General features: G+C 58.8%; 17 protein-coding genes, 2 tRNA genes and 3 rRNA genes. 16 read left to right on the top strand and 6 right to left on the bottom strand.

Annotation, left to right across the window (positions count from 1 at the left end; all coding sequences use genetic code 11):
• Positions 1-16 precede the first annotated feature (16 nt).
• Complete coding sequence (locus K3F44_RS13980; protein WP_101321799.1) at positions 17-1,132, bottom strand: branched-chain amino acid ABC transporter substrate-binding protein; 1,116 nt, start codon at positions 1,130-1,132, stop codon at positions 17-19.
• Positions 1,133-1,488: 356 nt separating this feature from the next.
• Between K3F44_RS13980 and K3F44_RS13975 the strand changes: the two genes are divergently transcribed.
• Positions 1,489-1,800: a DUF2288 domain-containing protein gene (locus K3F44_RS13975; RefSeq protein ID WP_101321797.1), complete on the top strand. Its 312-nt coding sequence runs from the start codon at positions 1,489-1,491 to the stop codon at positions 1,798-1,800.
• A 222-nt stretch (positions 1,801-2,022) separates the two neighbouring features.
• Positions 2,023-2,910 carry an NAD(P)-dependent oxidoreductase gene (locus tag K3F44_RS13970; RefSeq protein WP_220632447.1) on the top strand — a complete coding sequence of 296 codons (888 nt, stop codon included), beginning with the start codon at positions 2,023-2,025 and terminating at the stop codon, positions 2,908-2,910.
• Here the strand turns inward: K3F44_RS13970 and K3F44_RS13965 are convergent.
• Together K3F44_RS13965 and rapA are read right to left on the bottom strand one after the other, a co-directional pair.
• Positions 2,810-5,074: a bifunctional diguanylate cyclase/phosphodiesterase gene (locus K3F44_RS13965; RefSeq protein ID WP_220632446.1), complete on the bottom strand. Its 2,265-nt coding sequence runs from the start codon at positions 5,072-5,074 to the stop codon at positions 2,810-2,812. The genes K3F44_RS13970 and K3F44_RS13965 overlap by 101 nt on opposite strands.
• 199 nt (positions 5,075-5,273) lie before the next feature.
• Complete coding sequence (gene rapA / locus K3F44_RS13960; RefSeq protein WP_101321794.1) at positions 5,274-8,120, bottom strand: RNA polymerase-associated protein RapA; 2,847 nt, start codon at positions 8,118-8,120, stop codon at positions 5,274-5,276.
• Positions 8,121-8,242: 122 nt separating this feature from the next.
• On the opposite strand from rapA, the gene K3F44_RS13955 reads away from it, so the two are divergent.
• The 4 genes from K3F44_RS13955 (at position 8,243) to ccoM (ending at position 9,829) form a co-directional block, all read left to right on the top strand.
• On the top strand, positions 8,243-8,938 hold the full coding sequence (locus K3F44_RS13955; RefSeq protein ID WP_101321793.1) for a M949_RS01915 family surface polysaccharide biosynthesis protein: 696 nt from the start codon (positions 8,243-8,245) through the stop codon (positions 8,936-8,938).
• An 89-nt stretch (positions 8,939-9,027) separates the two neighbouring features.
• On the top strand, positions 9,028-9,354 hold the full coding sequence (locus K3F44_RS13950) for an aspartate-semialdehyde dehydrogenase (RefSeq protein ID WP_101321792.1): 327 nt from the start codon (positions 9,028-9,030) through the stop codon (positions 9,352-9,354).
• Positions 9,355-9,414: 60 nt separating this feature from the next.
• Positions 9,415-9,576 carry a hypothetical protein gene (locus K3F44_RS13945; RefSeq protein ID WP_188035409.1) on the top strand — a complete coding sequence of 54 codons (162 nt, stop codon included), beginning with the start codon at positions 9,415-9,417 and terminating at the stop codon, positions 9,574-9,576.
• 136 nt (positions 9,577-9,712) lie between these two features.
• Positions 9,713-9,829 (top strand): cytochrome c oxidase subunit CcoM, encoded by a 117-nt coding sequence (gene ccoM / locus K3F44_RS24975; protein ID WP_275967712.1) that lies wholly within the window; start codon positions 9,713-9,715, stop codon positions 9,827-9,829.
• A gap of 89 nt (positions 9,830-9,918) precedes the next feature.
• Here the strand turns inward: ccoM and K3F44_RS13940 are convergent, their stop codons facing one another.
• A complete protein-coding gene (locus K3F44_RS13940; protein WP_220632445.1) occupies positions 9,919-11,136 on the bottom strand; it encodes an ATP-binding protein in 1,218 nt (405 codons plus the stop codon).
• 185 nt (positions 11,137-11,321) lie between these two features.
• Here K3F44_RS13940 and K3F44_RS13935 point away from each other — a divergent pair, with 185 nt between their 5' ends.
• A complete protein-coding gene (locus K3F44_RS13935) occupies positions 11,322-11,642 on the top strand; it encodes a DUF2025 family protein (protein ID WP_101321790.1) in 321 nt (106 codons plus the stop codon).
• Positions 11,643-11,654: 12 nt separating this feature from the next.
• Here the strand turns inward: K3F44_RS13935 and K3F44_RS13930 are convergent, their stop codons facing one another.
• Positions 11,655-12,731 carry a diguanylate cyclase gene (locus tag K3F44_RS13930; RefSeq protein ID WP_220632444.1) on the bottom strand — a complete coding sequence of 359 codons (1,077 nt, stop codon included), beginning with the start codon at positions 12,729-12,731 and terminating at the stop codon, positions 11,655-11,657.
• Positions 12,732-12,856: 125 nt separating this feature from the next.
• Between K3F44_RS13930 and K3F44_RS13925 the strand changes: the two genes are divergently transcribed.
• Positions 12,857-13,951, top strand: a complete 1,095-nt coding sequence (locus tag K3F44_RS13925; protein WP_220632443.1) for an MBL fold metallo-hydrolase — start codon at positions 12,857-12,859, stop codon at positions 13,949-13,951.
• A gap of 3 nt (positions 13,952-13,954) precedes the next feature.
• Here K3F44_RS13925 and K3F44_RS13920 read toward each other — a convergent pair whose 3' ends face one another.
• Positions 13,955-14,848 (bottom strand): formate/nitrite transporter family protein, encoded by an 894-nt coding sequence (locus K3F44_RS13920; protein ID WP_220632442.1) that lies wholly within the window; start codon positions 14,846-14,848, stop codon positions 13,955-13,957.
• A gap of 540 nt (positions 14,849-15,388) precedes the next feature.
• Here K3F44_RS13920 and K3F44_RS13915 point away from each other — a divergent pair.
• The 8 genes from K3F44_RS13915 to K3F44_RS13880 all read left to right on the top strand — a co-directional run bounded on the left by K3F44_RS13915 (position 15,389) and on the right by K3F44_RS13880 (position 24,000).
• Positions 15,389-16,925: ribosomal RNA gene (locus K3F44_RS13915) — 16S ribosomal RNA — on the top strand.
• An 87-nt stretch (positions 16,926-17,012) separates the two neighbouring features.
• A tRNA-Ile gene (locus tag K3F44_RS13910) sits at positions 17,013-17,089 on the top strand.
• A gap of 12 nt (positions 17,090-17,101) precedes the next feature.
• Positions 17,102-17,177, top strand: a tRNA-Ala gene (locus tag K3F44_RS13905).
• 240 nt (positions 17,178-17,417) lie between these two features.
• Positions 17,418-20,310 (top strand): 23S ribosomal RNA (locus tag K3F44_RS13900).
• A gap of 126 nt (positions 20,311-20,436) precedes the next feature.
• Positions 20,437-20,552: ribosomal RNA gene (gene rrf / locus K3F44_RS13895) — 5S ribosomal RNA — on the top strand.
• Together the 16S, 23S and 5S rRNA genes with 2 tRNA genes alongside form the textbook arrangement of a ribosomal RNA operon.
• A gap of 293 nt (positions 20,553-20,845) precedes the next feature.
• Positions 20,846-22,489 (top strand): acetolactate synthase large subunit, encoded by a 1,644-nt coding sequence (locus tag K3F44_RS13890; RefSeq protein WP_101321786.1) that lies wholly within the window; start codon positions 20,846-20,848, stop codon positions 22,487-22,489.
• 182 nt (positions 22,490-22,671) lie between these two features.
• A complete protein-coding gene (locus K3F44_RS13885) occupies positions 22,672-23,226 on the top strand; it encodes a UPF0149 family protein (protein ID WP_150570957.1) in 555 nt (184 codons plus the stop codon).
• A gap of 144 nt (positions 23,227-23,370) precedes the next feature.
• Positions 23,371-24,000, top strand: coding sequence for a glutathione S-transferase family protein (locus tag K3F44_RS13880; RefSeq protein WP_150570956.1), 630 nt, complete (start codon positions 23,371-23,373; stop codon positions 23,998-24,000).
• Positions 24,001-24,028: the final 28 nt, after the last annotated feature.

Raw genomic sequence — 24,028 nt, 5'->3', positions numbered from 1 at the left:
GCTATTGATCACGCAGTTACTGCGGGGAGACTTCAGTCTTCGGCTTGCCGAAGTGCCATTCGTAAACCACGAACTTGAAGTCTTTCAGGTCGCCCTTGGCGTCATACGACAGGTCGCCGGTCGGGGTCTTGAAGGTGCCAGCGTGGATCGCTGCAGCCACTTTCTCGGCGTCTTCGGACTTGGCCGCAACGATACCGTCAGCGATCAACTGCACAGCGGAGTAGGCCGGGAACACGAACGGGCCGCTTGGGTCCTTGCCGTCAGCCTTGATGGCATCGGCAATGGCCTTGTTCGCAGGGTCAGCGTCGAACGACTTCGGCAGGGTCACCAGCAGGCCTTCCGAAGCGCCTTGGGCGATCTGCGAGATGGAGTCGTTGCCGACACCTTCCGGGCCCATGAACTTGGCTTTCAGGCCCTTTTCTTGCGCCTGGCGCAGGATCAGGCCCAGTTCTGGGTGGTAGCCGCCGTAGTAAACGAAGTCGACGTTGTTCTGCTTGAGCTTCTGGATGATCGAGGAGAAGTCCTTGTCACCCGCGTTCAGGCCTTCGAACACGGCAACTTTGGTGCCTTTGCTTTCCAGGGTCTGTTTGACCGCGGTAGCGATGCCTTCACCGTATTGCTGCTTGTCGTGCAGTACTGCAACGACCTTAGGCTTGACGTGGTCGGCGATGTAGTTGCCAGCAGCCGGGCCTTGCGCGCTGTCCAGGCCGATGGTGCGGAAGATCATCTTGTAGCCACGGGCGGTGATTTCCGGGCTGGTGGCAGCCGGGGTGATCATGATCACGCCTTCGTCTTCGTAGATGTCGGATGCAGGCTGGGTGGAGCTGGAGCACAGGTGACCGATTACGTACTTGACGCCATCGTTGACCACTTTGTTGGCTACGGCCACTGCTTGTTTAGGGTCGCAAGCGTCGTCATATTCCTTGGCCTCAAGCATCTTGCCATCGACGCCGCCCTTGGCGTTGATGTCCTTGATAGCTTGCTTGGCGCCGATGAACTGCATGTCGCCGTACTGGGTGACGGGACCGGTTTTCGGGCCGGCGATACCGATCTTGATGGTATCGGCAGCAAACGAATGGCTGGCTACGCCGGCCAGTACCATTGCAGCGAACAGCTTGGAAATCTTGATCATAGTGCTCCACTCATTCTGTTGTAATTCTTATAGTCCTGGCGGTCAGGGCTACAGACCGGGCGGGATGTGCAATGGCCACGCCATATGCACGCCCACCTTCCCCCGGAACATGTCCCGGAACTGTACCGGTACAGTGTAGAGCGCTGGCTCGACGCTTGAAAAGCCATCAAAAAGCGTCTGTTTCGCGGGGTGTCGCGTGATCGACATAAACATACAGAATAGCGCCATCAAATAGCCTCTATTCAGCGATGCATCCCCCATACTCGGGAGCCGTCGAGCAAATTACATATTTGCAACCGGGTTTTTCTGCAAAAATAGCGGCCTTTAAGTTGGCCGATTCTTGCTGGTAGGAACCCATGACTGATCAAACAAGCACCCTCTATGCCAAATTGCTTGGTGAGACTGCAATCATTGAGTGGAAGGCGCTGGAGCGTTTCTGGGCAAAGGGTGACCTGATTTGGGTCGATCCCGATCTGGACCTGATTACCGTTGCTGCGGCGATGGCCGAAAACCAAGGTGAAATGTTCGCCAAATGGCGGGCGGATGGCACTGTCGGCCCGGTATCGGCAGAGCAGGCGCTAGACATGCAGGCCCGTGATCCGCAAATCTGGGCTGTGGTGGTTTCGCCATTCGTGCTCATGCAGACAAAGCCCGCTACAAATCAGTGAGCTTTTTTGGTGCGTAGAAACAGGCAGGCGGCTGCTTATGGTGCGCGTTGACGTGCACGTAAGGTAGAAGTAAGTAACACCGCGAGCCTCGTTCGGCACAGCGGTAACAGTTTACGGAATGCGTAATAAAGGTGCAGGGCGCTCGCCACTGCGCTCAAGTCGAGGCCAGGGTGGCACTGTCACTTGCTGGTTGCTGTTGCACACACCGTTGATGGAGTTGCTATGAGTACTGCATTGCCTGCGTTGGGTTTCGCTGGGATTGGCTTGATGGGCCTACCGATGTGCCGTCGCCTGTTGGCTGCCGGTTATCCATTGACGGTATGGAACCGCAGCCCGCACAAGTGCGCCGAGTTGGTCGCTGCCGGCGCCCGGCTGGCGGCGAGCCCTGCAGAGCTGAGCCAGTACAGCGATATGGTGCTGTTGTGCCTGGCGGACACCCGCGTGGTCCGCGAGGTGGTGTTTGGTGAACAGGGGGTGGCCGCAGGCGGTCGGCACGGGCAGTTGTTGGTCGACCTGTCCAGCCTTGAGCCCAGTGCGACGCGGGCAATGGCAGCCGAGCTGGCAGCGCGTTGTGGCATGGCCTGGCTGGATGCGCCAGTGTCGGGCGGCACAGCCGGGGCTACCGCCGGTAGCCTGGCAATCATGGTTGGCGGCGCAGCGCAGGATCTGGCCCGGGCACGGCCGGTGCTGATGCAGCTCGGTCAGCGCGTGACTCACATGGGCGCGGTAGGCGCGGGCCAGGTCACCAAAGCCTGCAACCAGATGATCGTTGCCTGCAATGCCTTGGTGATTGCCGAAGTGGTCGCCCTCGCCGAGCGCTCCGGCGTCGATGCCAGTTTGATCGCCGAAGCGCTGGCCGGTGGCTTTGCCGATTCCAAGCCGCTGCAGATACTTGCGCCGCAGATGGCAGCGAGCGAGTTCGAACCGGTCAAGTGGCATGTACGCACGCTGCTCAAGGACCTCGATGGCGCCGTCAAACTGTCCCACGAGCAGGGCTCGGCCGCACCGATCAGTGGCCTCGCCGCGCAACTGATGCGCTTGCACGGTAGCCAGGGCTGCCTGGAAAAAGATCCGGCAACTCTGGTTGAGCTGTATCGGCATCTGCCGTGAGCGCCGGTTGCTGGCGGTCGAGGCGCTGCAGTACCGGGTACAGCTCGGTCAACGGCACCGGTCGGCTGAGCAGGTAGCCTTGCAGGTAATCACAGCTATGGCTGACCAGAAACTGCTGCTGCTCCACGGTTTCGACGCCTTCGGTGACTACCTGCAGGTGCAGGGTGTGGGCCATCATGATGATTGCCTGGACGATCTCACGGTCTTTCTGGCTGACCGGGACTTCCTGGATAAATGAACGATCGATCTTCAGTACGTCCAGCGGCAGGCGTTTGAGGTAAGCCAGCGACGAATAGCCAGTGCCGAAGTCATCGATCGACAGCGCCACGCCTTGCCCGCGAATCCGCTTGAGCAGGTTGATGACCTGCTGAATGTCGCCCATCAGGGCGTTTTCGGTGACCTCCAGTTCCAGTTGTCGCGGCGCCAGGCCAGCCTGGAACAAGGCCTGTTGGACGTCATCTGGGAGCTCTTCGCGGGCCAGGGTCAGCGCCGAGCAATTGACCGTGACCTTGAGGCTGGCGTAACCATGCTGATTGAGCCGGGCAAGGTCGGCGCAGGCGCGGCGCAGCACCCACAGATCCAGCTCGGCGATCAGCCCGTTGGCTTCGGCGATGCCGATGAAGCGGTCCGGCCCGAGCAGACCGTGCTGCGGGTGTTGCCAGCGCACCAGCGCTTCCAGCTTGGCCACTTGACCGCTGCGTACGTCGAAAATCGGTTGGTAGTGCACGCACAGGCCGCGTTCTTCGAGCAAGGCAACCCGCAGCTCTTCCTCCAACTGCAGTTCCAGGGTCGCGCGAACACGCAGACTGCTATTGAAGAAGTTGAGGTTGTTGCGTCCGCAGCCTTTGGACTGATAAAGCGCCAAGTCGGCGTTTTTCAGCAATTCTTCGGCATTGCGGCCGTCGTCCGGATAGATGCTGATGCCGATGCTGGTGGTCATGACCATACGCCGTCCGCCCAGGTCGATCGGCTCTTTCATCCGCTGCATGATCCGCTGCGCCAGGTGACGGGCCTCGTCGCGGCTGTGCAGGCTGGTGACGATGCAGAATTCGTCGCCGCCAAACCGCGCCACCAGATCCTGGCTGCGGGTTGCGGCTTTGATGTGGTCGGCGATGACCTTGAGCAGATCATCGCCGGCGGCGTGGCCGAGGCTGTCGTTGATCCGCTTGAAGTGGTCGATGTCGAGGAACATCACCGCCAGCATGCCTTCATTTGCGGCGTGCTCGGCGAGACGTTCGGCAAACACCTGGTTGAAACCGCGGCGGTTGATCAGGTTGGTCAGTGCATCGTAGTGCGCGGCCTGCTGCAGCGACACCCGGGCCTGGTCAAGCTGGCTGAGCAGCACACTGACCCGGCGCAGGTCGTGCTCCTTGCTTTGCAGTTTTTTGTCGGCCAGCGCCGCGCTGATGCTGCTGGCGCTGATCAGCAGGGTGATGCAGGCAACGGTCAGGCCCAACTGCAGGCTGTTGTCAGTGGATGGCAGGCTCAGCGCAGCGTCTGCCGGGATCACCAGGGTCATGGCCGCCATGCCGGTAAAATGGGTAGCCACGATACCGCCGGCCATCAGCAGGCTGGCGCCGTACTTCATGGCCAGATGCAGGGTGCCGCTGCCGTTGCGAAAGTAACGCGCCATGACCAGCGCCAGCAGGCTGGCGACAATGGCAATCAGCAACGAGGCCAGCAGCAGGCTGGTCTGGTAGTACTGCACGGCGCTGGTCTTCATTGCCGCCATGCCGACGTAGTGCATCAAGGTCACACCGAGGCCGATGAATGTGGCTGCTTGCAGGTAATGAAGCGGGCTCATCACATGGCGCTCAAGGCTGTGCATGGCGAACCACGAGGCGAGTAGGGCAAGCAGCAACGACAACCCTGTCAGCGCGGCGTCATAGTGGGTTTCCAGCGGCGCGTGAAAGGCCAGCATGCTGATGAAATGCAAGGCCCAGATACCGCCTGCCAGGCAGCATGCGCCGAGGATCCGCCATTGCCGGCGAGCATTGTCGTTCTCGCTGTGGCATTGGCGCTCAGCCATATCCAGGGTGGCAAACGCCGCAGCGCTGACGACGATATAGGCCAGAATGATCAGCAATGGCTCGTGACGGCAGTCGATAACGATCTGTCCGGTTGCCGGTAGCTCGGCGAACAATTGCAGTCCCAGCCACTCCATCGCGCCTCTCCGTGGTGCCCTGCATCCGTCCCCAACGGGGACTCATGAACACGCAGTATAGGAAAAGGTAGTTAAGCCTTCCTGATTAATGGCTATTTGGTTGCTACGATTTGGTTATCAGGCTGATAGCGGGCGGAAATAAAAAAGGGCGCCGTAAGGCGCCCTGGTTTTTACTGCTTGCGAGTCGTGCTTGGACTACTCAGCCCGCGACCAGCACCCGAATCGCTTCCAGACGCAAAGCCGCCTTGTCGAGCATGGCCAAGCCCTGCTCACGCTGTGCACGCAGCGCATCGATTTCGCTGTCACGTACCGTCGGGTTGACGGCCTTGAGTGCGGTCAGGCGTGCCAACTCCTCATCCGCTTCGGCAGCCAGGCGACGCTGCGCCTCGGCCACGCGCTCGACGTGCACCGGCTCGATCTTGGCTTCGGCACCACTGATGCGCTGGGCCAATACATCGCGCTGCGCCTGGATGAACTTGTTGGCGCTGGCCCGCGGCACGCTTTCGAGCTGCTCGTTGAGCGTCTCGAAGGCCACCCGTGCGGCGAGGTCGTTGCCGTTGGCATCGAGCAAACAGCGCAGGGCAGCGGTCGGCAGGTAACGGCCAAGTTGCAGGCTGCGAGGCGCGACCACTTCACTTACGTAGAGCAGTTCGAGCAGGACGGTGCCTGGCTTGAGCGCCTTGTTCTTGATCAACGCTACGGCGGTGTTGCCCATCGACCCGGACAGCACCAGGTCCATGCCGCCCTGTACCATTGGGTGTTCCCAGGTGAGGAACTGCATGTCTTCGCGCGACAATGCCTGGGCCCGGTCGTAGGTGATGGTCACGCCTTCGTCGTCACCCAACGGGAAGCTGGCGTCGAGCATCTTTTCGCTCGGCTTGAGGATCAGGGCGTTTTCCGAGTGGTCCTCGCTGTCGATACCAAAGGCATCGAACAGGGTTTCCATATAAATAGGCAGGGCGAACTGGTCGTCCTGCTCCAAGATCGCCTCGACCAGTGCCTGACCTTCGCCAGCACCGCCGGAGTTGAGCTCGAGCAAGCGGTCGCGGCCGCTGTGCAGTTCGGACTCGAGGCGCTCGCGGTCAGCGCGGGCTTCGTCCACCAGGGTATTCCAGGCGCTGGCTTCGCCATCGCCGAGCAGCGAAAGCAAGCGCGAACCGTGGCGATGTTGCAGGGCGTTGCCGGTCGGGCAAGTGGCGAGGAACGCATTCAGTGCCAGGTGGTACCACTGGAACAGGCGCTCTTGCGGGCTGTCCTGCAGGTACGGGATATGCAGCTCGATGGTGTGCTTCTGGCCGATCCGGTCGAGACGGCCAATGCGCTGCTCGAGCAGGTCGGGGTGGGCTGGCAGGTCGAACATCACCAGGTGATGAGCGAACTGGAAGTTGCGGCCCTCACTGCCGATTTCCGAGCAGATCAGTACTTGAGCGCCGAACTCTTCATCGGCGAAGTAGGCTGCCGCGCGATCCCGTTCGAGGATGCTCATTCCTTCATGGAATACCGTGGTTGGGATGCCGGAGCGCACGCGCAGGGCGTCTTCCAGGTCCATCGCGGTCTCGGCGTGGGCGCAGATCACCAGGACCTTGGTGCGCTTGAGCATTTTCAGCGTGTCGATCAGCCAGTCGACCCGTGGGTCGAAGCGCCACCAGCGTTGCTCGTCATCGCCTGGGCCCTGGGCCTGGAAGGCCACTTCCGGATACAGCTCGGCGCGCTCGCCAGCCGGCAGTGCGCTGTACTGCTCAGGGTTAGGCAGCGGGTAGGGATGCAGATGACGCTCGGGGAAGCCTTGCACGGCAGCACGGGTGTTACGGAACAGCACGCGGCCGGTACCGTGGCGATCGAGCAGCTCGCGGATCAAGCGTGCGCTGGCTTCGCTGTCGCCATCGTTGACCGCAGTCAACAAGGCTTCGCCTTCGGCACCGAGGAAACCGTGGATAGTGGCGTGGGCCTTGGGCGACAGGCGGCCTTGTTCGAGCAGCTCCTGCACTGCTTCGGCGACCGGGCGGTAGTTCTCGCTCTCGGCGCGGAAGGCTGCCAGGTCGTGGAAACGATGCGGGTCGAGCAGACGCAGGCGCGCGAAGTGGCTGTCCTGGCCAAGTTGCTCGGGGGTCGCGGTCAGCAGCAGCACGCCAGGGATGACCTCGGCAAGTTGCTCGACCAGGGAATATTCCGCGCTGGCGTTTTCTTCGTGCCAGACCAGGTGATGCGCTTCATCGACCACCATCAGGTCCCAGCCGGCGGCGAACAGCGCGTCCTGAGCCTTCTCGTCTTCGACCAGCCACTCCAGCGCGACCAACGCCAGCTGGGCGTCTTCGAATGGGTTGCTGGCATCGCTCTCAATGAAACGTTCGGCGTCGAACAGCGCTACCTGCAGGTTGAAGCGCCGGCGCATCTCTACCAGCCACTGGTGCTGGAGATTTTCTGGAACGAGGATCAGCACCCGGTTGGCGCGGCCGGTGAGCAGTTGGCGGTGAATCACCAGGCCTGCTTCGATGGTCTTGCCCAGGCCTACTTCATCGGCCAGCAGAACGCGCGGGGCGATCCGGTCAGCGACCTCACGGGCGATATGCAGCTGGTGCGCGATCGGTTGCGCGCGGCAGCCGCCCAGCCCCCACAGGCTCGACAGCATCTGTTTGCTGTTGTGCTGCAGGGTGTTGTAACGCAGCGAGAACCACGCCAGCTGGTCGATCTGCCCGGCGAACAGGCGGTCGCTGGCCAGGCGGAACTGGATGAAGTTGGACAGCTGGGTTTCCGGCAGGGTGCGCGGCTGGTTCTGTGCGTCGAGGCCGTGGTAGACCATCAAGCCGTCGACGTCATCGACCTCGCGCACGGTCAGCTTCCAGCCTTCGAAATGAGTGATCTGGTCGCCCGGCGAGAAGCGCACGCGGGTCAGCGGCGCATTGCGCAGGGAATATTGACGGGTGTCGCCAGTGGCCGGGTACAGCACGGTCAGCAAGCGGCCATCCTGTGCCAGGATGGTACCCAGGCCGAGCTCGGCTTCGCTGTCGCTGATCCAGCGTTGCCCCGGTTGATACTGCTGCGCCATACTGCCTGAACTCCCGCCGATGAAAAGCCGGCTATGTTAACGGATAGACCGGGCAGACCAAAGAGTTAACAGACTAGCCGTTTCATCGACGCCCACCCGCAGCGACGAGGATACCCAGCCCAATGCCTGCCAAGTACCGTTGGTTGACCGCTTCCATGGGCCTGGGCAGCTTGCTGCTGATGGCCGGTTGCGAGCAGAACAATTTCCAGTCCTTGGCGCCGATCGCCGCCGAGCAGCTCGAGGTGCTTGGTGTGCGTACACCGATCAAGAGCGTGCATTTTCGCGACCGCGACGGCGAGGGGCTGTTGGTGTTGAGCCGTACCGATGGCCAGGCCAGTGACCCCGAGAGCGAGCAGGAAGTCGACAAGGTGGTGCTCAAAGCCACCCTGTACGGGCGCACTGCCGGCAGCGAAGCGTTCAAGCCGCGCTGGCAGATCGAGCAAGAGACCACCTGCCCGGGGCTGGACCTGGATGTCGACTTCTATACCGATGTCAGTGACGTCAGCGATCTGAATGGCGACGGTGTCGCCGAAGTGACAGTGGCCAGCCACGCATTCTGCGGCGGTGGTATTGACCCGCACGACATTGCAATCGAACTGCGTGAAGGTGCTTCGGTCTACAGCATCACCGGTCAGTCCTTGATCAGCCCGGCAGGAGAACAACCTATCGGCGGTGAGCGGGTTGATAGCGCCTCACTGAAGAATGCCGCGCAGGTCCTGCGTGATCATCTGGATGCGGTGTGGCAGAAGGTCTACAAACGGCCGTGGAGCGAAGTCAGCCCCGAGCCGGATGATGCAGATGACGATCTACCCGATTAAGCAAGCCTGGCTGGCGGCGCTCGCTTCCCGTAGTGAGGCACTCAAGGCCGGTTCACACCGGCCGATACAGTAGTGACAGGAGAACCTCAATGCTGCCGCCGATCATTCCACTCAGTGCCATGCCCGTGACCACCCAGCACGATCCGGTCAAACAGACACCGGACATCCGCCCGGTTGTCCCTGCGCAGCCAGCTCCCGACGACAGCTCGATCAACCTCAAGCAGCAGCGCGACCCTAACGAGCAGGCCTTGCTCCTGCGTGAAGAGCAGCGCCGCCAGCATCAGCGCCGCCACGATGAGGATGACGAGCGTTACGAGGCACTCGCCGGTGAGGAACTCAATGCCGACAACACCGTGCCTGTAGCGCCCCTGGGCGAACGTCCGCGCCAGGGTTTGCTGGTCGATATCGAAGTCTGACTGGCCAACATCGACGCCTGGCGGCATCATGCACTTATCTGCTGACAGCCGGGCCCGCCCATGAGTGAAGACAACCTGATCGACTTCGGCGCCGAGCGCGCCAAACGTATCCATGACCTCAAGGACAAGCGCCTCGATGAAATGCGCCAGGCCTTCGAGCAAGCCATGCCGCTGACGGCTGGTAAAAAGAAAAAGCCCAAGAACAAACCCAAAAAGCGCTGAAACTTGACGCAGGTCAACCCTGCGCCCGCCTCCAGTGCCCGGTCCCGGGCACTATTGACCCCGGTCAATTTCCTCCCTGCTCCTATTCGCTACCTTACATCCATCGGACGACGGCAGATAAACAGGGAGCGCCGACATGTTCTTCGACAATGTGGTTATCGCAGGTGTTGTGACGGTCGGATTGATGCTGGTCTTCTTCGCCGGTCTGGGCATTTTCATCTGGAAGGATTCGCACAAGCGCAAACAGCGCTGATCCTTCCCGATTCATGAGCACGCAAGGCATTTAGGGCGACTTCGGTCGCCCATTTTTTTGTCTGGATTTTCTTGCTGGCGCAGCGCGGCTTACTGTTCCGGCAACAGTGCTTGAACAGCCGTCTCAGGCCGATCAACGGCCAGGTGAAAGCTGAACACAGTTCCGCCCGCAAGGCTTGATGCCACTTGCATGTGCCCGCCGTGGGCGAGGGCGATCTGGTTGGCAATGTACAGGCCGAGGCCCAGGCCTTGTTGATGGGCTGTGGCGCGTGTTCGGGTAAAGGGCTGAAACAGCTGAGCGAGGGTCTGCGCGGGGATCGGTTCGCCCAGGTTATGTACGCTCAGCAGGAAGTGGCCGTCATGAATGCTTGCACCAACCGTCACCACACCCTGCGGGTCACCATGCACCAGGGCGTTGGCGATCAGGTTGGATAACAACTGGGCAATCCGCTCAGGGTCACAATACAAACCGTCGATCTCGCCCAGTTGCAGCTGCAATAGGCGCTGTGGATGGACGCGTTGCAGTTCCGAGGCAACGTGCCGCAGTACCTCGGCCAGGTCATGGCACGGTTGCTGCGCAAGGGCGATACCGCTGCCCAGGCGGCCGCGGGCGAAGTCCAGCACATCACGCACAAGATTGCTCGCCCGTTGACCGCAGGTGAGGATGTGCTTGGCCAGTGCCTGGTGTTTTTGCTCGGTCAGGCGCTGCACCAGCAGCTCTGCGCCGGCGGTGATGGCAAACAGCGGGTTGCGCAGGTCGTGGCCCAGCACGGCAATGAACTGCTCGCGCACCTCTGCCATCGCTCGCTCCTGCTGCAGGGCGTGTTCGGTACGCTGCGCCTGTTCTTCATGTTCTATCTGCACCGACAGCAGGCGGGCAAAGCCCTCGACCATTGGCTGTACTGCGCTGTTTTTCAGCGCAAATGGCTCGGGATCAAGCGCGCAGATGGTGCCGAAGAAACTGCCGTCCTGCCGGTACACCGGCACAGAGATGTAACTCTCGAACTTGTATTGCTTGGGGGTGGGGTGCTGGCAGTAGAGCTGGTCTTCACTGGCCTTGTCGATCACGATCGCCTGATGTGAGCTGCGGATTACATTGCAAAAGGTAGTGGCGATGTCCAGCTCGCCGCCTACATCCATGCCGAACCCGAGGCCGTCCAGCACCGCACAGGCGGTCCAGCTGTGCTCGGTGACCCGCGCCACTGCAGCAAAGCGCATACCGGTGCTCTGGCAGATAACCTGAAGAATCGCCGGCACGGCACTGATGCGACCAATAGTGGCGATGTCGGAACTTACCGCGTTGTTCATGCAGGGTTCCACGGCCCCTTGGGCCACATCAATGATTTGCCGGGTATTCTAGCGGGCTTGCCAGGAGCAGATCAAAAAGCTTGGCGAAGCGCTGGCCAGTTGCGCTAGGCTGAAAGCTGCGCGTGGCCCGCCAGAGGCCGCCGCAGGCTTTGCGTGCGTCACTCTCTTAACTAGCGAGGTACGCCATGGCCATTACTTCTCAAGACATCTGCAGCGCCGCCGACCAGCTCAATGGCTTTGTCGGTTATCACGCCAAGCGCGGCAGTCATATCGTGCGCTTTTCCGAAGATGCGTTTGGCATGGATGTAGCGGACGACAGCATTACACCGTGTAGCGAATTCGTCTGGCGGGCCGAGTCCGGGCAGCGCATGGCGTTGTGCCGTGAGCGCCTGGCCCTGCTGCTCGGCCAGCATGTGGACGACCGCCTGAATATCGCCGAGCCGTTGCGCATCTATCTGCAGCGCAGCGATCTGCCGGAGATCGTTGCCGAGCGCCGTCTGCGTTGAATGTGGCCCCGCTCAGTCTGGGTATGCCAGCCTGAGCGGGGCAGCAGGCCCATGATTGAAGCTGACCTGGTCGCGGCCCTGATGTTTGGCGGCATATAGTGCTTTGTCGGCGTGTTCCAGCCAGTGCTCCGGCGACTTCAAAAGCTCATCATAGGCTGCCAGACCAATGCTCAGACTGATCCGTAACATGGGTAGTTGCGGGTTGCGGTAGGCATTGACCCGCTCACGCAGCGCTTCCATCGCCAGCCCAGCCCGGGCTTGGTCAGCCCCTGGGAATATCACGCAGAACTCGTCGCCACCGTAGCGCCCGGCCTGATCATCCGGGCCAAGGCTGCGCTGCAGTTCCTGGCTCAAGTGGCGCAGCACGCAGTCGCCGACGACGTGACCATAAGTGTCATTGATGGCCTTGAAATGGTCGATGTCGATCAGGGCGATCATTGCCGGCAGGCGCTGTTGGCGGCTGATCTGGAACTTGAGCAGGAGCAGGTCCTTCCATGAACCGTGATTGAGCAAACCAGTCAGGCTGTCGGTACGGCTCAGTGCGCTGAGCTGACGTTTATGGTCGGCCAGGTTGATCGCCAGGCGATAACACACCCATCCAAGTGCTACGGGATACAGGGCCAGCATTGGCAGGCATGCCCAGACCTGCAGGGCGCTGGTCTGCAACTGCAGGCCGCTGCCCAGCATCGCGCTGGCGAGCAGCATCCCGGCTAATTGCCCGAGCAGCCCTCGCGCCAGCAGGGATTTGCCGCCGGCGGCAACATTGTTCATGGTCATCATCGACAGGATGGTCACCGTGGGCAGAGGATTGAAGTGCATGGCCGCCACCCAGAAGCCGCCCATCAGTGAGTCCAGCAGCAGGTTACGTTGTTCGGCGCGGTAGGGCGCAGTGGAATGCTTGGCCCATAGATAAGCAACGTGTGGCCACAGCAAGCCATTAACCAGCATCAACGCCCAGATCCAGCCGGGAGGATGCAGCGGTGCCATGGCGGCCATCACGCTGAACAGGCCGATGCCCATGCCGAGAATCCTGGGCAGGTAGATGCGCCTGGCGAATGAGAGTCCCTTGCCGCTTCTGTTGTCGATCATGATCGTGGTTCTTCCGTGGGGCGCCGTTTATCGCATAAATCGGGTGAATATTGTTCAACAGACTCACCTCAGCGAAAAATGACCTTACAAGCCATTTCACGGTTGATCCGACGCTGTGGGGTAATATGAAGGCCTTGTTTCTCTACGGAGCGCTCCTGTTCATGCTGCCCACGGACTCCCCTGCCGGTGAACCGGCGCGTTATCAGGATGGGCGCTTCCACAACCAGGCGGCCCTGCCACAGGACGGCATGCTGAAAAAACTGCGCATTGGTCTCAAATACCTGTTCTTGCGCAAACCACCGCAAACGCGGCCTGCGACGGCTATTACCTTGCAGCCGATGAGCCGGCAGCAGTTGCTTGATTCGCCAGACCACAGTCTGTGGCGGCTGGGGCATTCGACGATACTGCTCAAGCTGCGTGGGTGCTTTTTCCTCACCGACCCGGTGTTTGCCGAGCGCGCCTCGCCGGTGCAGTGGGCCGGGCCGCAGCGCTTTCACCCTTCGCCGTTGGCGACCAACGAGATTCCGCCGTTGGCAGCCGTGATCCTGTCCCATGATCACTTCGATCACCTCGACGAGCATGCCATTCGCCAGTTGGCGCCGCGCACGGATGTTTTCCTGGTGCCGCTAGGAGTTGGTGACCGCCTGATCGGGTGGGGAGTGCCAGCTGGCAAGGTGCGCCAACTCGATTGGTGGCAGGAGGCGGAGGTGGCGGGCGTGCGCTTTGCCGCCACACCTGCGCAGCACTTCTCCGGGCGCGGTCTGTTCGACAGCAATCAGACGTTGTGGGCGTCCTGGGTGATTATCGATGACGGGCTGCGGCTGTTTTTCAGTGGCGATACCGGTTACTTCGATGGCTTTCGTCAGATAGGCGAGCGCTACGGTCCGTTCGACCTCACGCTGATTGAAACCGGCGCCTACAACCTGGCCTGGCCCAGCGTGCACATGCAGCCCGAGCAAAGCTTGCAAGCACACCTGGATCTGCGTGGGCGTTGGATGCTGCCTATCCACAATGGCACCTTTGATTTGTCTACCCATACCTGGCAGGAGCCGTTCGAACGTATTCTCGCGCTGGCCGGCGCTGCTCACGTCAAGCTGAGCACGCCGCAGATGGGCGAGCGTGTCAGCCTCGACTCACCCCACGCCGGGCAGAACTGGTGGCAACCGCGCCCCCTGCGTCAGCAGGGCAGGGCGCAACCCAGTTCAGTTGTCTCGCGTTAGCTATTAAAGACGCGGCTCTTGGCGATCGTTATTTGGGTTGGCTTCTTTTAACAGCTTGGACGGTGGCTTGCCGCTGTCGCTGCGCACCTGGGCGTGGCTGATCAAGGCAAAGATGAAGCTGCCACCGATGATGTTGCCGGCCAAGGTAGGCAGGGCAAACTCGAACACAAAAGCCTGCCAGGTTTCATCGCCAGCCCAGACCAGGTAGGAAACCTCAACCGAGCCCACCACGATATGGGTGAAGTCGCCGAGGGCCATCATGTAGGTGATCAGGAGGATGATCCAGATCTTGGCGTTCTCCATTGCCGGGATCATCCAGACCATGGTTGCGATCATCCAGCCCGATATGATGCCTTTGGCAAACATCTGGCTGATGTCGTTGTGCATGACCTTGCGGCCTATCTCCAGGAATGCCACGTCTGCCTTGCTGTCGAAAATCGGCAGCTCGAGCATGACCCAGGACACCAGCAGCGTGCCGGCCATATTGCCCAGCAGCACCACGCTCCATAAACGCAACAAGCGGCCGAGGTTGCCCAAGGTCGGGGTAGTCATCACTGGCAGCACGGCAGTGAGCGTGTTTTCGGTAAACAACTGCTGCCGCGCCAGGATCACAGCGAGAAACCCGGCGCAGTAGCCAAGGCTGGCGATGACCTGTGCACTGTCACCCTCTGGCAGGCGGGCATAGAACAAGCCCATAGCCATCAACGACAGGCCCATGCTCAGGCCGGCGGCTAGTGCCGACCACCACAGCGCGGCGAGGGTTCGCTCCAGCTCCTGATCGCCTTGGGCGCGGATGATCTCGTGCAGCACCGCGGCCCGGGGCGGTTGGTTATGGCTGATTTCCTGTTCTTCATCCGCCGACAGGCCAGGGGTTTTGTCGCTGTGCGCATCGCTCATTACCGCTGTGCTCCTCAGGGTGTTTCTCTACAGATCAATTGCGCTGCCGTTTAGTTGCCGGGAAGGCCGTTATCAGCGCGAAAGTTTTTTCAGATCAAGGTGTTGACTCCAAATTCAGATCGCGTATTATTCGCCACCTCGCAGCGATGCAGTCGCAGCGAGGCAAGTGTTAAACGCTTGAGGTTGTTAGTAGCAAAAGGGCAGTTGACAGCAGGTTGTAACGCTGTAGAATTCGCCTCCCGCTACGAGAGATCGCAAGCGAGTCAAGTGTTTGAAGTTGAACGAGTTTCTCGCAAAATACTTCGAAATAAACGCTTGACAGACGCAGAGGAAAGCGTAGAATGCGCGCCTCGGTTGAGACGAAACGCTCAACCAACCGCTCTTTAACAAATTGAATCAAGCAATTCGTGTGGGTGCTTGTGAGTATGGTTTGATAGTCGCCAAGATTATCAGCATCACAAGTGGCCACATGAGAAATCATAGTAGTCATTTGAGATTGCTGAGCCAAGTTTAGGGTTTCTTAAAAATCCAAGCAGTATTGAACTGAAGAGTTTGATCATGGCTCAGATTGAACGCTGGCGGCAGGCCTAACACATGCAAGTCGAGCGGATGAGAAGAGCTTGCTCTTCGATTCAGCGGCGGACGGGTGAGTAATGCCTAGGAATCTGCCTGGTAGTGGGGGACAACGTTTCGAAAGGAACGCTAATACCGCATACGTCCTACGGGAGAAAGCAGGGGACCTTCGGGCCTTGCGCTATCAGATGAGCCTAGGTCGGATTAGCTAGTTGGTGGGGTAATGGCTCACCAAGGCGACGATCCGTAACTGGTCTGAGAGGATGATCAGTCACACTGGAACTGAGACACGGTCCAGACTCCTACGGGAGGCAGCAGTGGGGAATATTGGACAATGGGCGAAAGCCTGATCCAGCCATGCCGCGTGTGTGAAGAAGGTCTTCGGATTGTAAAGCACTTTAAGTTGGGAGGAAGGGCAGTAAGCGAATACCTTGCTGTTTTGACGTTACCGACAGAATAAGCACCGGCTAACTCTGTGCCAGCAGCCGCGGTAATACAGAGGGTGCAAGCGTTAATCGGAATTACTGGGCGTAAAGCGCGCGTAGGTGGTTTGTTAAGTTGGATGTGAAAGCCCCGGGCTCAACCTGGGAACTGCATCCAAAACTGGCAAGCTAGAGTACAGTAGAGGGTGGTGGAATTTCCTGTGTAGCGGTGAAATGCGTAGATATAGGAAGGAACACCAGTGGCGAAGGCGACCACCTGGACTGATACTGACACTGAGGTGCGAAAGCGTGGGGAGCAAACAGGATTAGATACCCTGGTAGTCCACGCCGTAAACGATGTCAACTAGCCGTTGGAATCCTTGAGATTTTAGTGGCGCAGCTAACGCATTAAGTTGACCGCCTGGGGAGTACGGCCGCAAGGTTAAAACTCAAATGAATTGACGGGGGCCCGCACAAGCGGTGGAGCATGTGGTTTAATTCGAAGCAACGCGAAGAACCTTACCAGGCCTTGACATGCAGAGAACTTTCCAGAGATGGATTGGTGCCTTCGGGAACTCTGACACAGGTGCTGCATGGCTGTCGTCAGCTCGTGTCGTGAGATGTTGGGTTAAGTCCCGTAACGAGCGCAACCCTTGTCCTTAGTTACCAGCACGTTATGGTGGGCACTCTAAGGAGACTGCCGGTGACAAACCGGAGGAAGGTGGGGATGACGTCAAGTCATCATGGCCCTTACGGCCTGGGCTACACACGTGCTACAATGGTCGGTACAGAGGGTCGCCAAGCCGCGAGGTGGAGCTAATCTCACAAAACCGATCGTAGTCCGGATCGCAGTCTGCAACTCGACTGCGTGAAGTCGGAATCGCTAGTAATCGCGAATCAGAATGTCGCGGTGAATACGTTCCCGGGCCTTGTACACACCGCCCGTCACACCATGGGAGTGGGTTGCACCAGAAGTAGCTAGTCTAACCTTCGGGAGGACGGTTACCACGGTGTGATTCATGACTGGGGTGAAGTCGTAACAAGGTAGCCGTAGGGGAACCTGCGGCTGGATCACCTCCTTAATCGAAGACATCAGCCTGCTGATGAGCTCCCACACGAATTGCTTGATTCACTTGTATAAAGACGATGCTGTAACGTGACCCTGTTATAGGTCTGTAGCTCAGTTGGTTAGAGCGCACCCCTGATAAGGGTGAGGTCGGCAGTTCAAATCTGCCCAGACCTACCATTGCAGATACACGGGGCCATAGCTCAGCTGGGAGAGCGCCTGCCTTGCACGCAGGAGGTCAGCGGTTCGATCCCGCTTGGCTCCACCATTTTGCTTCATGCTTCACAGCTTGTCAGAACTTAGAAATGAACATTCGTTGATGAATGTTGATTTCTGACTTTTGTCAGATCGTTCTTTAAAAATTCGGATATGTGATAGAAATAGACTGACATGCACTTTCACTGGTGTGTGATCAGGCTAAGGTAAAATTTGTGAATGCTCGAAAGGGCAGTACGAATTTTCGGCGAATGTCGTCTTCACAGTATAACCAGATTGCTTGGGGTTATATGGTCAAGTGAAGAAGCGCATACGGTGGATGCCTTGGCAGTCAGAGGCGATGAAAGACGTGGTAGCCTGCGATAAGCTTTGGGGAGTCGGCAAACAGACTGTGATCCAGAGATCTCTGAATGGGGGAACCCACTCAGCATAAGCTGAGTATCTTGTACTGAATACATAGGTGCAAGAGGCGAACCAGGGGAACTGAAACATCTAAGTACCCTGAGGAAAAGAAATCAACCGAGATTCCCTTAGTAGTGGCGAGCGAACGGGGACCAGCCCTTAAGTTGGTTTGAGATTAGTGGAACGCTCTGGAAAGTGCGGCCGTAGTGGGTGATAGCCCCGTACACGAAAATCTCTTATCAATGAAATCGAGTAGGACGGAGCACGAGAAACTTTGTCTGAACATGGGGGGACCATCCTCCAAGGCTAAATACTACTGACTGACCGATAGTGAACCAGTACCGTGAGGGAAAGGCGAAAAGAACCCCGGAGAGGGGAGTGAAATAGATCCTGAAACCGTATGCGTACAAGCAGTGGGAGCCTACTTTGTTAGGTGACTGCGTACCTTTTGTATAATGGGTCAGCGACTTATATTCAGTGGCGAGCTTAACCGAATAGGGGAGGCGTAGCGAAAGCGAGTCTTAATAGGGCGTTTAGTCGCTGGGTATAGACCCGAAACCGGGCGATCTATCCATGGGCAGGTTGAAGGTTGGGTAACACTAACTGGAGGACCGAACCGACTACCGTTGAAAAGTTAGCGGATGACCTGTGGATCGGAGTGAAAGGCTAATCAAGCTCGGAGATAGCTGGTTCTCCTCGAAAGCTATTTAGGTAGCGCCTCATGTATCACTGTAGGGGGTAGAGCACTGTTTCGGCTAGGGGGTCATCCCGACTTACCAAACCGATGCAAACTCCGAATACCTACAAGTGCCGAGCATGGGAGACACACGGCGGGTGCTAACGTCCGTCGTGAAAAGGGAAACAACCCAGACCGTCAGCTAAGGTCCCAAAGTCATGGTTAAGTGGGAAACGATGTGGGAAGGCTTAGACAGCTAGGAGGTTGGCTTAGAAGCAGCCACCCTTTAAAGAAAGCGTAATAGCTCACTAGTCGAGTCGGCCTGCGCGGAAGATGTAACGGGGCTCAAACCATGCACCGAAGCTACGGGTATCACCTTCTGGTGATGCGGTAGAGGAGCGTTCTGTAAGCCTGTGAAGGTGAGTTGAGAAGCTTGCTGGAGGTATCAGAAGTGCGAATGCTGACATGAGTAACGACAATGCGAGTGAAAAACTTGCACGCCGAAAGACCAAGGTTTCCTGCGCAACGTTAATCGACGCAGGGTTAGTCGGTCCCTAAGGCGAGGCTGAAAAGCGTAGTCGATGGAAAACAGGTTAATATTCCTGTACTTCCGATTGTTGCGATGGAGGGACGGAGAAGGCTAGGCCAGCTTGGCGTTGGTAGTCCAAGTTTAAGGTGGTAGGCTGGGATCTTAGGCAAATCCGGGATCCCAAGGCCGAGAGCTGATGACGAGTTGCCTTTAGGCGACGAAGTGGTTGATGCCATGCTTCCAAGAAAAGCTCCTAAGCTTCAGACAATCGGGAACCGTACCCCAAACCGACACAGGTGGTTAGGTAGAGAATACCAAGGCGCTTGAGAGAACTCGGGTGAAGGAACTAGGCAAAATGGCACCGTAACTTCGGGAGAAGGTGCGCCGGCGAAGGTGAAGGGTTTACCCCGTAAGCTTTTGCCGGTCGAAGATACCAGGCCGCTGCGACTGTTTATTAAAAACACAGCACTCTGCAAACACGAAAGTGGACGTATAGGGTGTGACGCCTGCCCGGTGCCGGAAGGTTAATTGATGGGGTTAGCGCAAGCGAAGCTCTTGATCGAAGCCCCGGTAAACGGCGGCCGTAACTATAACGGTCCTAAGGTAGCGAAATTCCTTGTCGGGTAAGTTCCGACCTGCACGAATGGCGTAACGATGGCGGCGCTGTCTCCACCCGAGACTCAGTGAAATTGAAATCGCTGTGAAGATGCAGTGTATCCGCGGCTAGACGGAAAGACCCCGTGAACCTTTACTATAGCTTTGCACTGGACTTTGAATTTGCTTGTGTAGGATAGGTGGGAGGCTTTGAAGTGGGGACGCCAGTTCTCATGGAGCCATCCTTGAAATACCACCCTGGCAACTTTGAGGTTCTAACTCAGGTCCGTTATCCGGATCGAGGACAGTGTATGGTGGGTAGTTTGACTGGGGCGGTCTCCTCCCAAAGAGTAACGGAGGAGTACGAAGGTGCGCTCAGACCGGTCGGAAATCGGTCGTAGAGTATAAAGGCAAAAGCGCGCTTGACTGCGAGACCCACACGTCGAGCAGGTACGAAAGTAGGTCTTAGTGATCCGGTGGTTCTGTATGGAAGGGCCATCGCTCAACGGATAAAAGGTACTCCGGGGATAACAGGCTGATACCGCCCAAGAGTTCATATCGACGGCGGTGTTTGGCACCTCGATGTCGGCTCATCACATCCTGGGGCTGAAGCCGGTCCCAAGGGTATGGCTGTTCGCCATTTAAAGTGGTACGCGAGCTGGGTTTAGAACGTCGTGAGACAGTTCGGTCCCTATCTGCCGTGGACGTTTGAGATTTGAGAGGGGCTGCTCCTAGTACGAGAGGACCGGAGTGGACGAACCTCTGGTGTTCCGGTTGTCACGCCAGTGGCATTGCCGGGTAGCTATGTTCGGAAGAGATAACCGCTGAAAGCATCTAAGCGGGAAACTTGCCTCAAGATGAGATCTCACTGGGATCTAGAATCCCCTGAAGGGCCGTCGAAGACTACGACGTTGATAGGTTGGGTGTGTAAGCGCTGTGAGGCGTTGAGCTAACCAATACTAATTGCCCGTGAGGCTTGACCATATAACACCCAAGCAATTTGCTCATGAAGATTGCGGTGGTGAAGACGAAACGCTGAAGATTCGTACACAAACATCACATATCCGAATTTGCTGGGCCGTTCATCTGGACGTTCTGGCTACAGAATTTCTTGACGACAATAGAGCATTGGAACCACCTGATCCCATCCCGAACTCAGTAGTGAAACGATGCATCGCCGATGGTAGTGTGGGGTCTCCCCATGTGAGAGTAGGTCATCGTCAAGATTCATTTCGCAAAACCCCTATCTGCGCGAGCAGGTAGGGGTTTTGTCTTTTCTGCGATTCGGAAAACTGCGGCTGCATCTGGCACCCAAATCTACCTCCCTGCCAAACGCCTCGACATACCCCACCTCGAAGGTGCGACAATATTGCACTTTGATGACGTGACTTTCTCCTGCACCCTCAACGTCAAGACTTAACCCACGGGCACCTTGCGCCTGTGCAAAGACTCTTTCAGCACCCCTGTGCTGACCGTCCTGGACGTCCCCGGCGTCCAATTACTTGAGGTAACAAGCAAGATGGCTAAGGCCGCCGATGTCGTTGTGCAATGCCTGGAAAATGAAGGTGTCGAGTATGTATTCGGCATCCCTGGTGAGGAAAACCTCGACCTGCTCGAATCCCTGCGCAAGTCGAAGATCAAGCTGGTACTGACTCGCCACGAGCAATCCGCAGGCTTCATGGCCGCCACCTATGGCCGTCTGACCGGCAAGACCGGCGTCAGCCTGTCGACCCTCGGCCCTGGCGCGACCAACCTGGTGACCGCCAGTGCCTACGCCTACCTGGGCGGTATGCCGATGATGATGATCACCGGCCAAAAGCCGATCAAGAAGTCCAAGCAGGGTCGCTTCCAGATCATCGATGTGTGCGGCATGATGGCACCCATCACCAAGTACACCCATCAGTTCGCCTCGGCCGACAACATCCCAGCACGCATGCGCGAAGCCTTCCGTCTGGCGGAAGAAGAAAAGCCCGGCGCTGTGCACCTCGAGCTGCCTGAAGACATCGCTGCCGAGCAAACCGACAGCATGCCGATCCCGCCAAGCCTGAGCCGCCGTCCGCTGGCCGAGCACAAGGCCGTTGAAGCCGCTGTCGAGAAGCTGCAGAACGCGCGCAGCCCGATCCTGGTGATCGGCGCCGGTGCCAACCGCAAGATGACCGCCAAGGTCCTCAAGCAACTGATCGACAAGACCGGCATTCCTTTCATCACCACTCAGATGGGCAAAGGCGTGGTCGACGAGCGCCACCCACGCTTCCTCGGCAACGCCGCGCTGTCGTCGGGAGACTTTGTCCATCGCGCCGTCGAAGCCGCCGACCTGATCATCAACATCGGCCACGACGTCATTGAGAAGCCACCGTTCTTCATGGTCCGTGGCGGCACCGAGGTCATCCACATCAACTTCCGCTCTGCCGAAGTCGATGCGGTGTACTTCCCGCAGATCGAAGTGATCGGTGACATCGCCAACGCCGTCTGGCAGATCGGCGAAGCCTTGACCGATACCAGCCACTGGGACTTCACCCGTCTGCTGACCATTCGCGAGGCCAACGAAGCCCAGATCGCCGAAGGCGCCGACGACGACCGCTTCCCGGTATACCCGCAGCGCCTGGTCGCCGACATCCGCCGCGCGCTGCCGTCCGAAGGGATCGTTGCCCTCGACAACGGCATCTACAAGATCTGGTTTGCCCGCAACTACAAGGCGCATAAGCCCAACACCGTCTTGCTCGACAATGCCCTGGCAACCATGGGTGCCGGCCTGCCATCGGCGATGGCCTCGCACCTGGTCTACCCGGACCGCCCGGTGATTTCCGTGTGCGGCGACGGCGGCTTCATGATGAACAGCCAGGAACTGGAAACCGCGGTACGCCTGGGCATGCACATCACCGTGGTGATCCTGCGTGACGACGGCTACGGCATGATCCGCTGGAAGCAGGCCAACATGGGCTTCACCGACTACGGCCTGGACTACGGCAATCCCGACTTCGTCAAATACGCCGAAGCCTATGGTGCCAATGGCCACCGCGTAGAAAGCGCCGAAGGCTTCCTGCCGCTGCTCGAGCACTGCATCAAGACCCCAGGCGTGCACGTGATCGACTGCCCGGTCGACTACAGCGAGAACGACCGCATCCTCAACAGCGAGCTGCGTGAGCGCGCGCTGGCGGTGTAAGGGCTGGGTCAAATCCACGCTTATCAGTAAACAGCGCTGACACGTGGAAGAAGGTGCATATGCCCTTCTTCCACTGCGCAGTGGTCCTGATCAGCCTGCGGCACATGCCGCAACCTGCCACCAAAGCCGGCTAGCTATGCTAGGGTGCCTGCATATCCCGTAGTGCAGGAATCCACCGAACCATGCTGCCCCGTCTTGAAGAAAAAGAACTCGCCCGCCTCGAAGATTTGCTGATCACCTACGGCAACGATTTCTCGGTGCTGAACCTGGCCGAGCTCAATGGCTTTTTCACCGCACTGGCCAGTTCCCCGGTCAAGGTCAACCCTGAGCAGTGGTTGCCGGCAGTCAGCGGCGGCAAGGTGCCGAAGTTCAAGCGTCCAGCCCATGAAGAAGCCTACACCGCGCTGATGTTGCGCTATTGCAACGACGTGGCTGCGGAGTTGGCCGAGCAGCTGGATGACTTCGAGCCGTTGTTCGAAGAGAGTGAAGGCGAAGAGGGCGTAGCGATCATTCTGGAAGAGTGGTGCTTCGGCTACATGCGCGGCACGCAAGTCGCGCAGTGGGGCGAGCTGCCCCCAGAGCAGGACGCCTTGCTCAAGGCCATTTCCTTGCATGGCCTGGAGGACAACTTCGAACTGCTCGACTCGATGAGTTTCGATGAACTTCAGGCCTGCGTGCCACTGGTGATCGACGCCGCGCGTGGCTTGTATCGCTATCAGAAGCAACATCGCCACTAATGCCCATGGTGTGCGGCAGGCCCGTGATCAACTGAACGATTATTTCGCCTGGCGAAATTATGGATTGTCACGGGCACTGATTCTATTGGCTGGCGGATGGGCGCAGGATTGTCTGCGTCATCAACCCACCACGGAGTCAGGACCATGCCAGCCCCTATCAAGCTCTACAACTTCCCCAAGTCCGGCCATGCCCACCGCATCGAGCTGATGCTGTCGTTGCTCGGCCTGCCGACTGAACTGATCTTCGTCGACCTGGCCAAGGGCGAGCACAAGCAGCCCGCGTTTCTCGCCATCAACCCGTTCGGCCAGGTCCCGGTGATCGACGATAACGGTACGGTCATCGCCGACTCCAACGCCATCCTCGTGTACCTGGCCAAGACCTACGATCAGGGTAACTGGCTGCCTGAGCAACCTCTGGCCGCGGCGAAGGTGCAGCGCTGGCTGTCGGTTGCCGCCGGCCCCTTGGCCTTTGGCCCCGCTGCGGCGCGGTTGATTACCGTCTTCGGCGCTTCCTTCAATGCGGAGGAAGTGATCGGCCGCGCACACAACCTGCTCGCCGTGATCGACCAGGAGTTGGCCACCCAACCCTTCCTGACTGGCACCAGCCCGACCATCGCCGACGTCGCCAACTACTCCTACATCGCCCACGCCCCCGAGGGCAATGTGTCGCTGGAGCCGTACGGCAACGTCCGCGCCTGGCTGGCCCGCATCGAAGCGCTGCCCGGCTTTGTCGCCATGCCGCGCACTGCCGCCGGCCTGCACAGCGCCGACTGATCTGGCCCAAGCCCTCCGAGGGACGCCG

The organism is Pseudomonas sp. S07E 245, from assembly GCF_019599025.1.
Taxonomy (GTDB): Bacteria; Pseudomonadota; Gammaproteobacteria; order Pseudomonadales; family Pseudomonadaceae; genus Aquipseudomonas; species Aquipseudomonas shirazensis.
The sequence above is the reverse complement of the archived record's forward strand: the minus strand, read 5'-3'. Positions and strand labels throughout refer to the sequence as shown.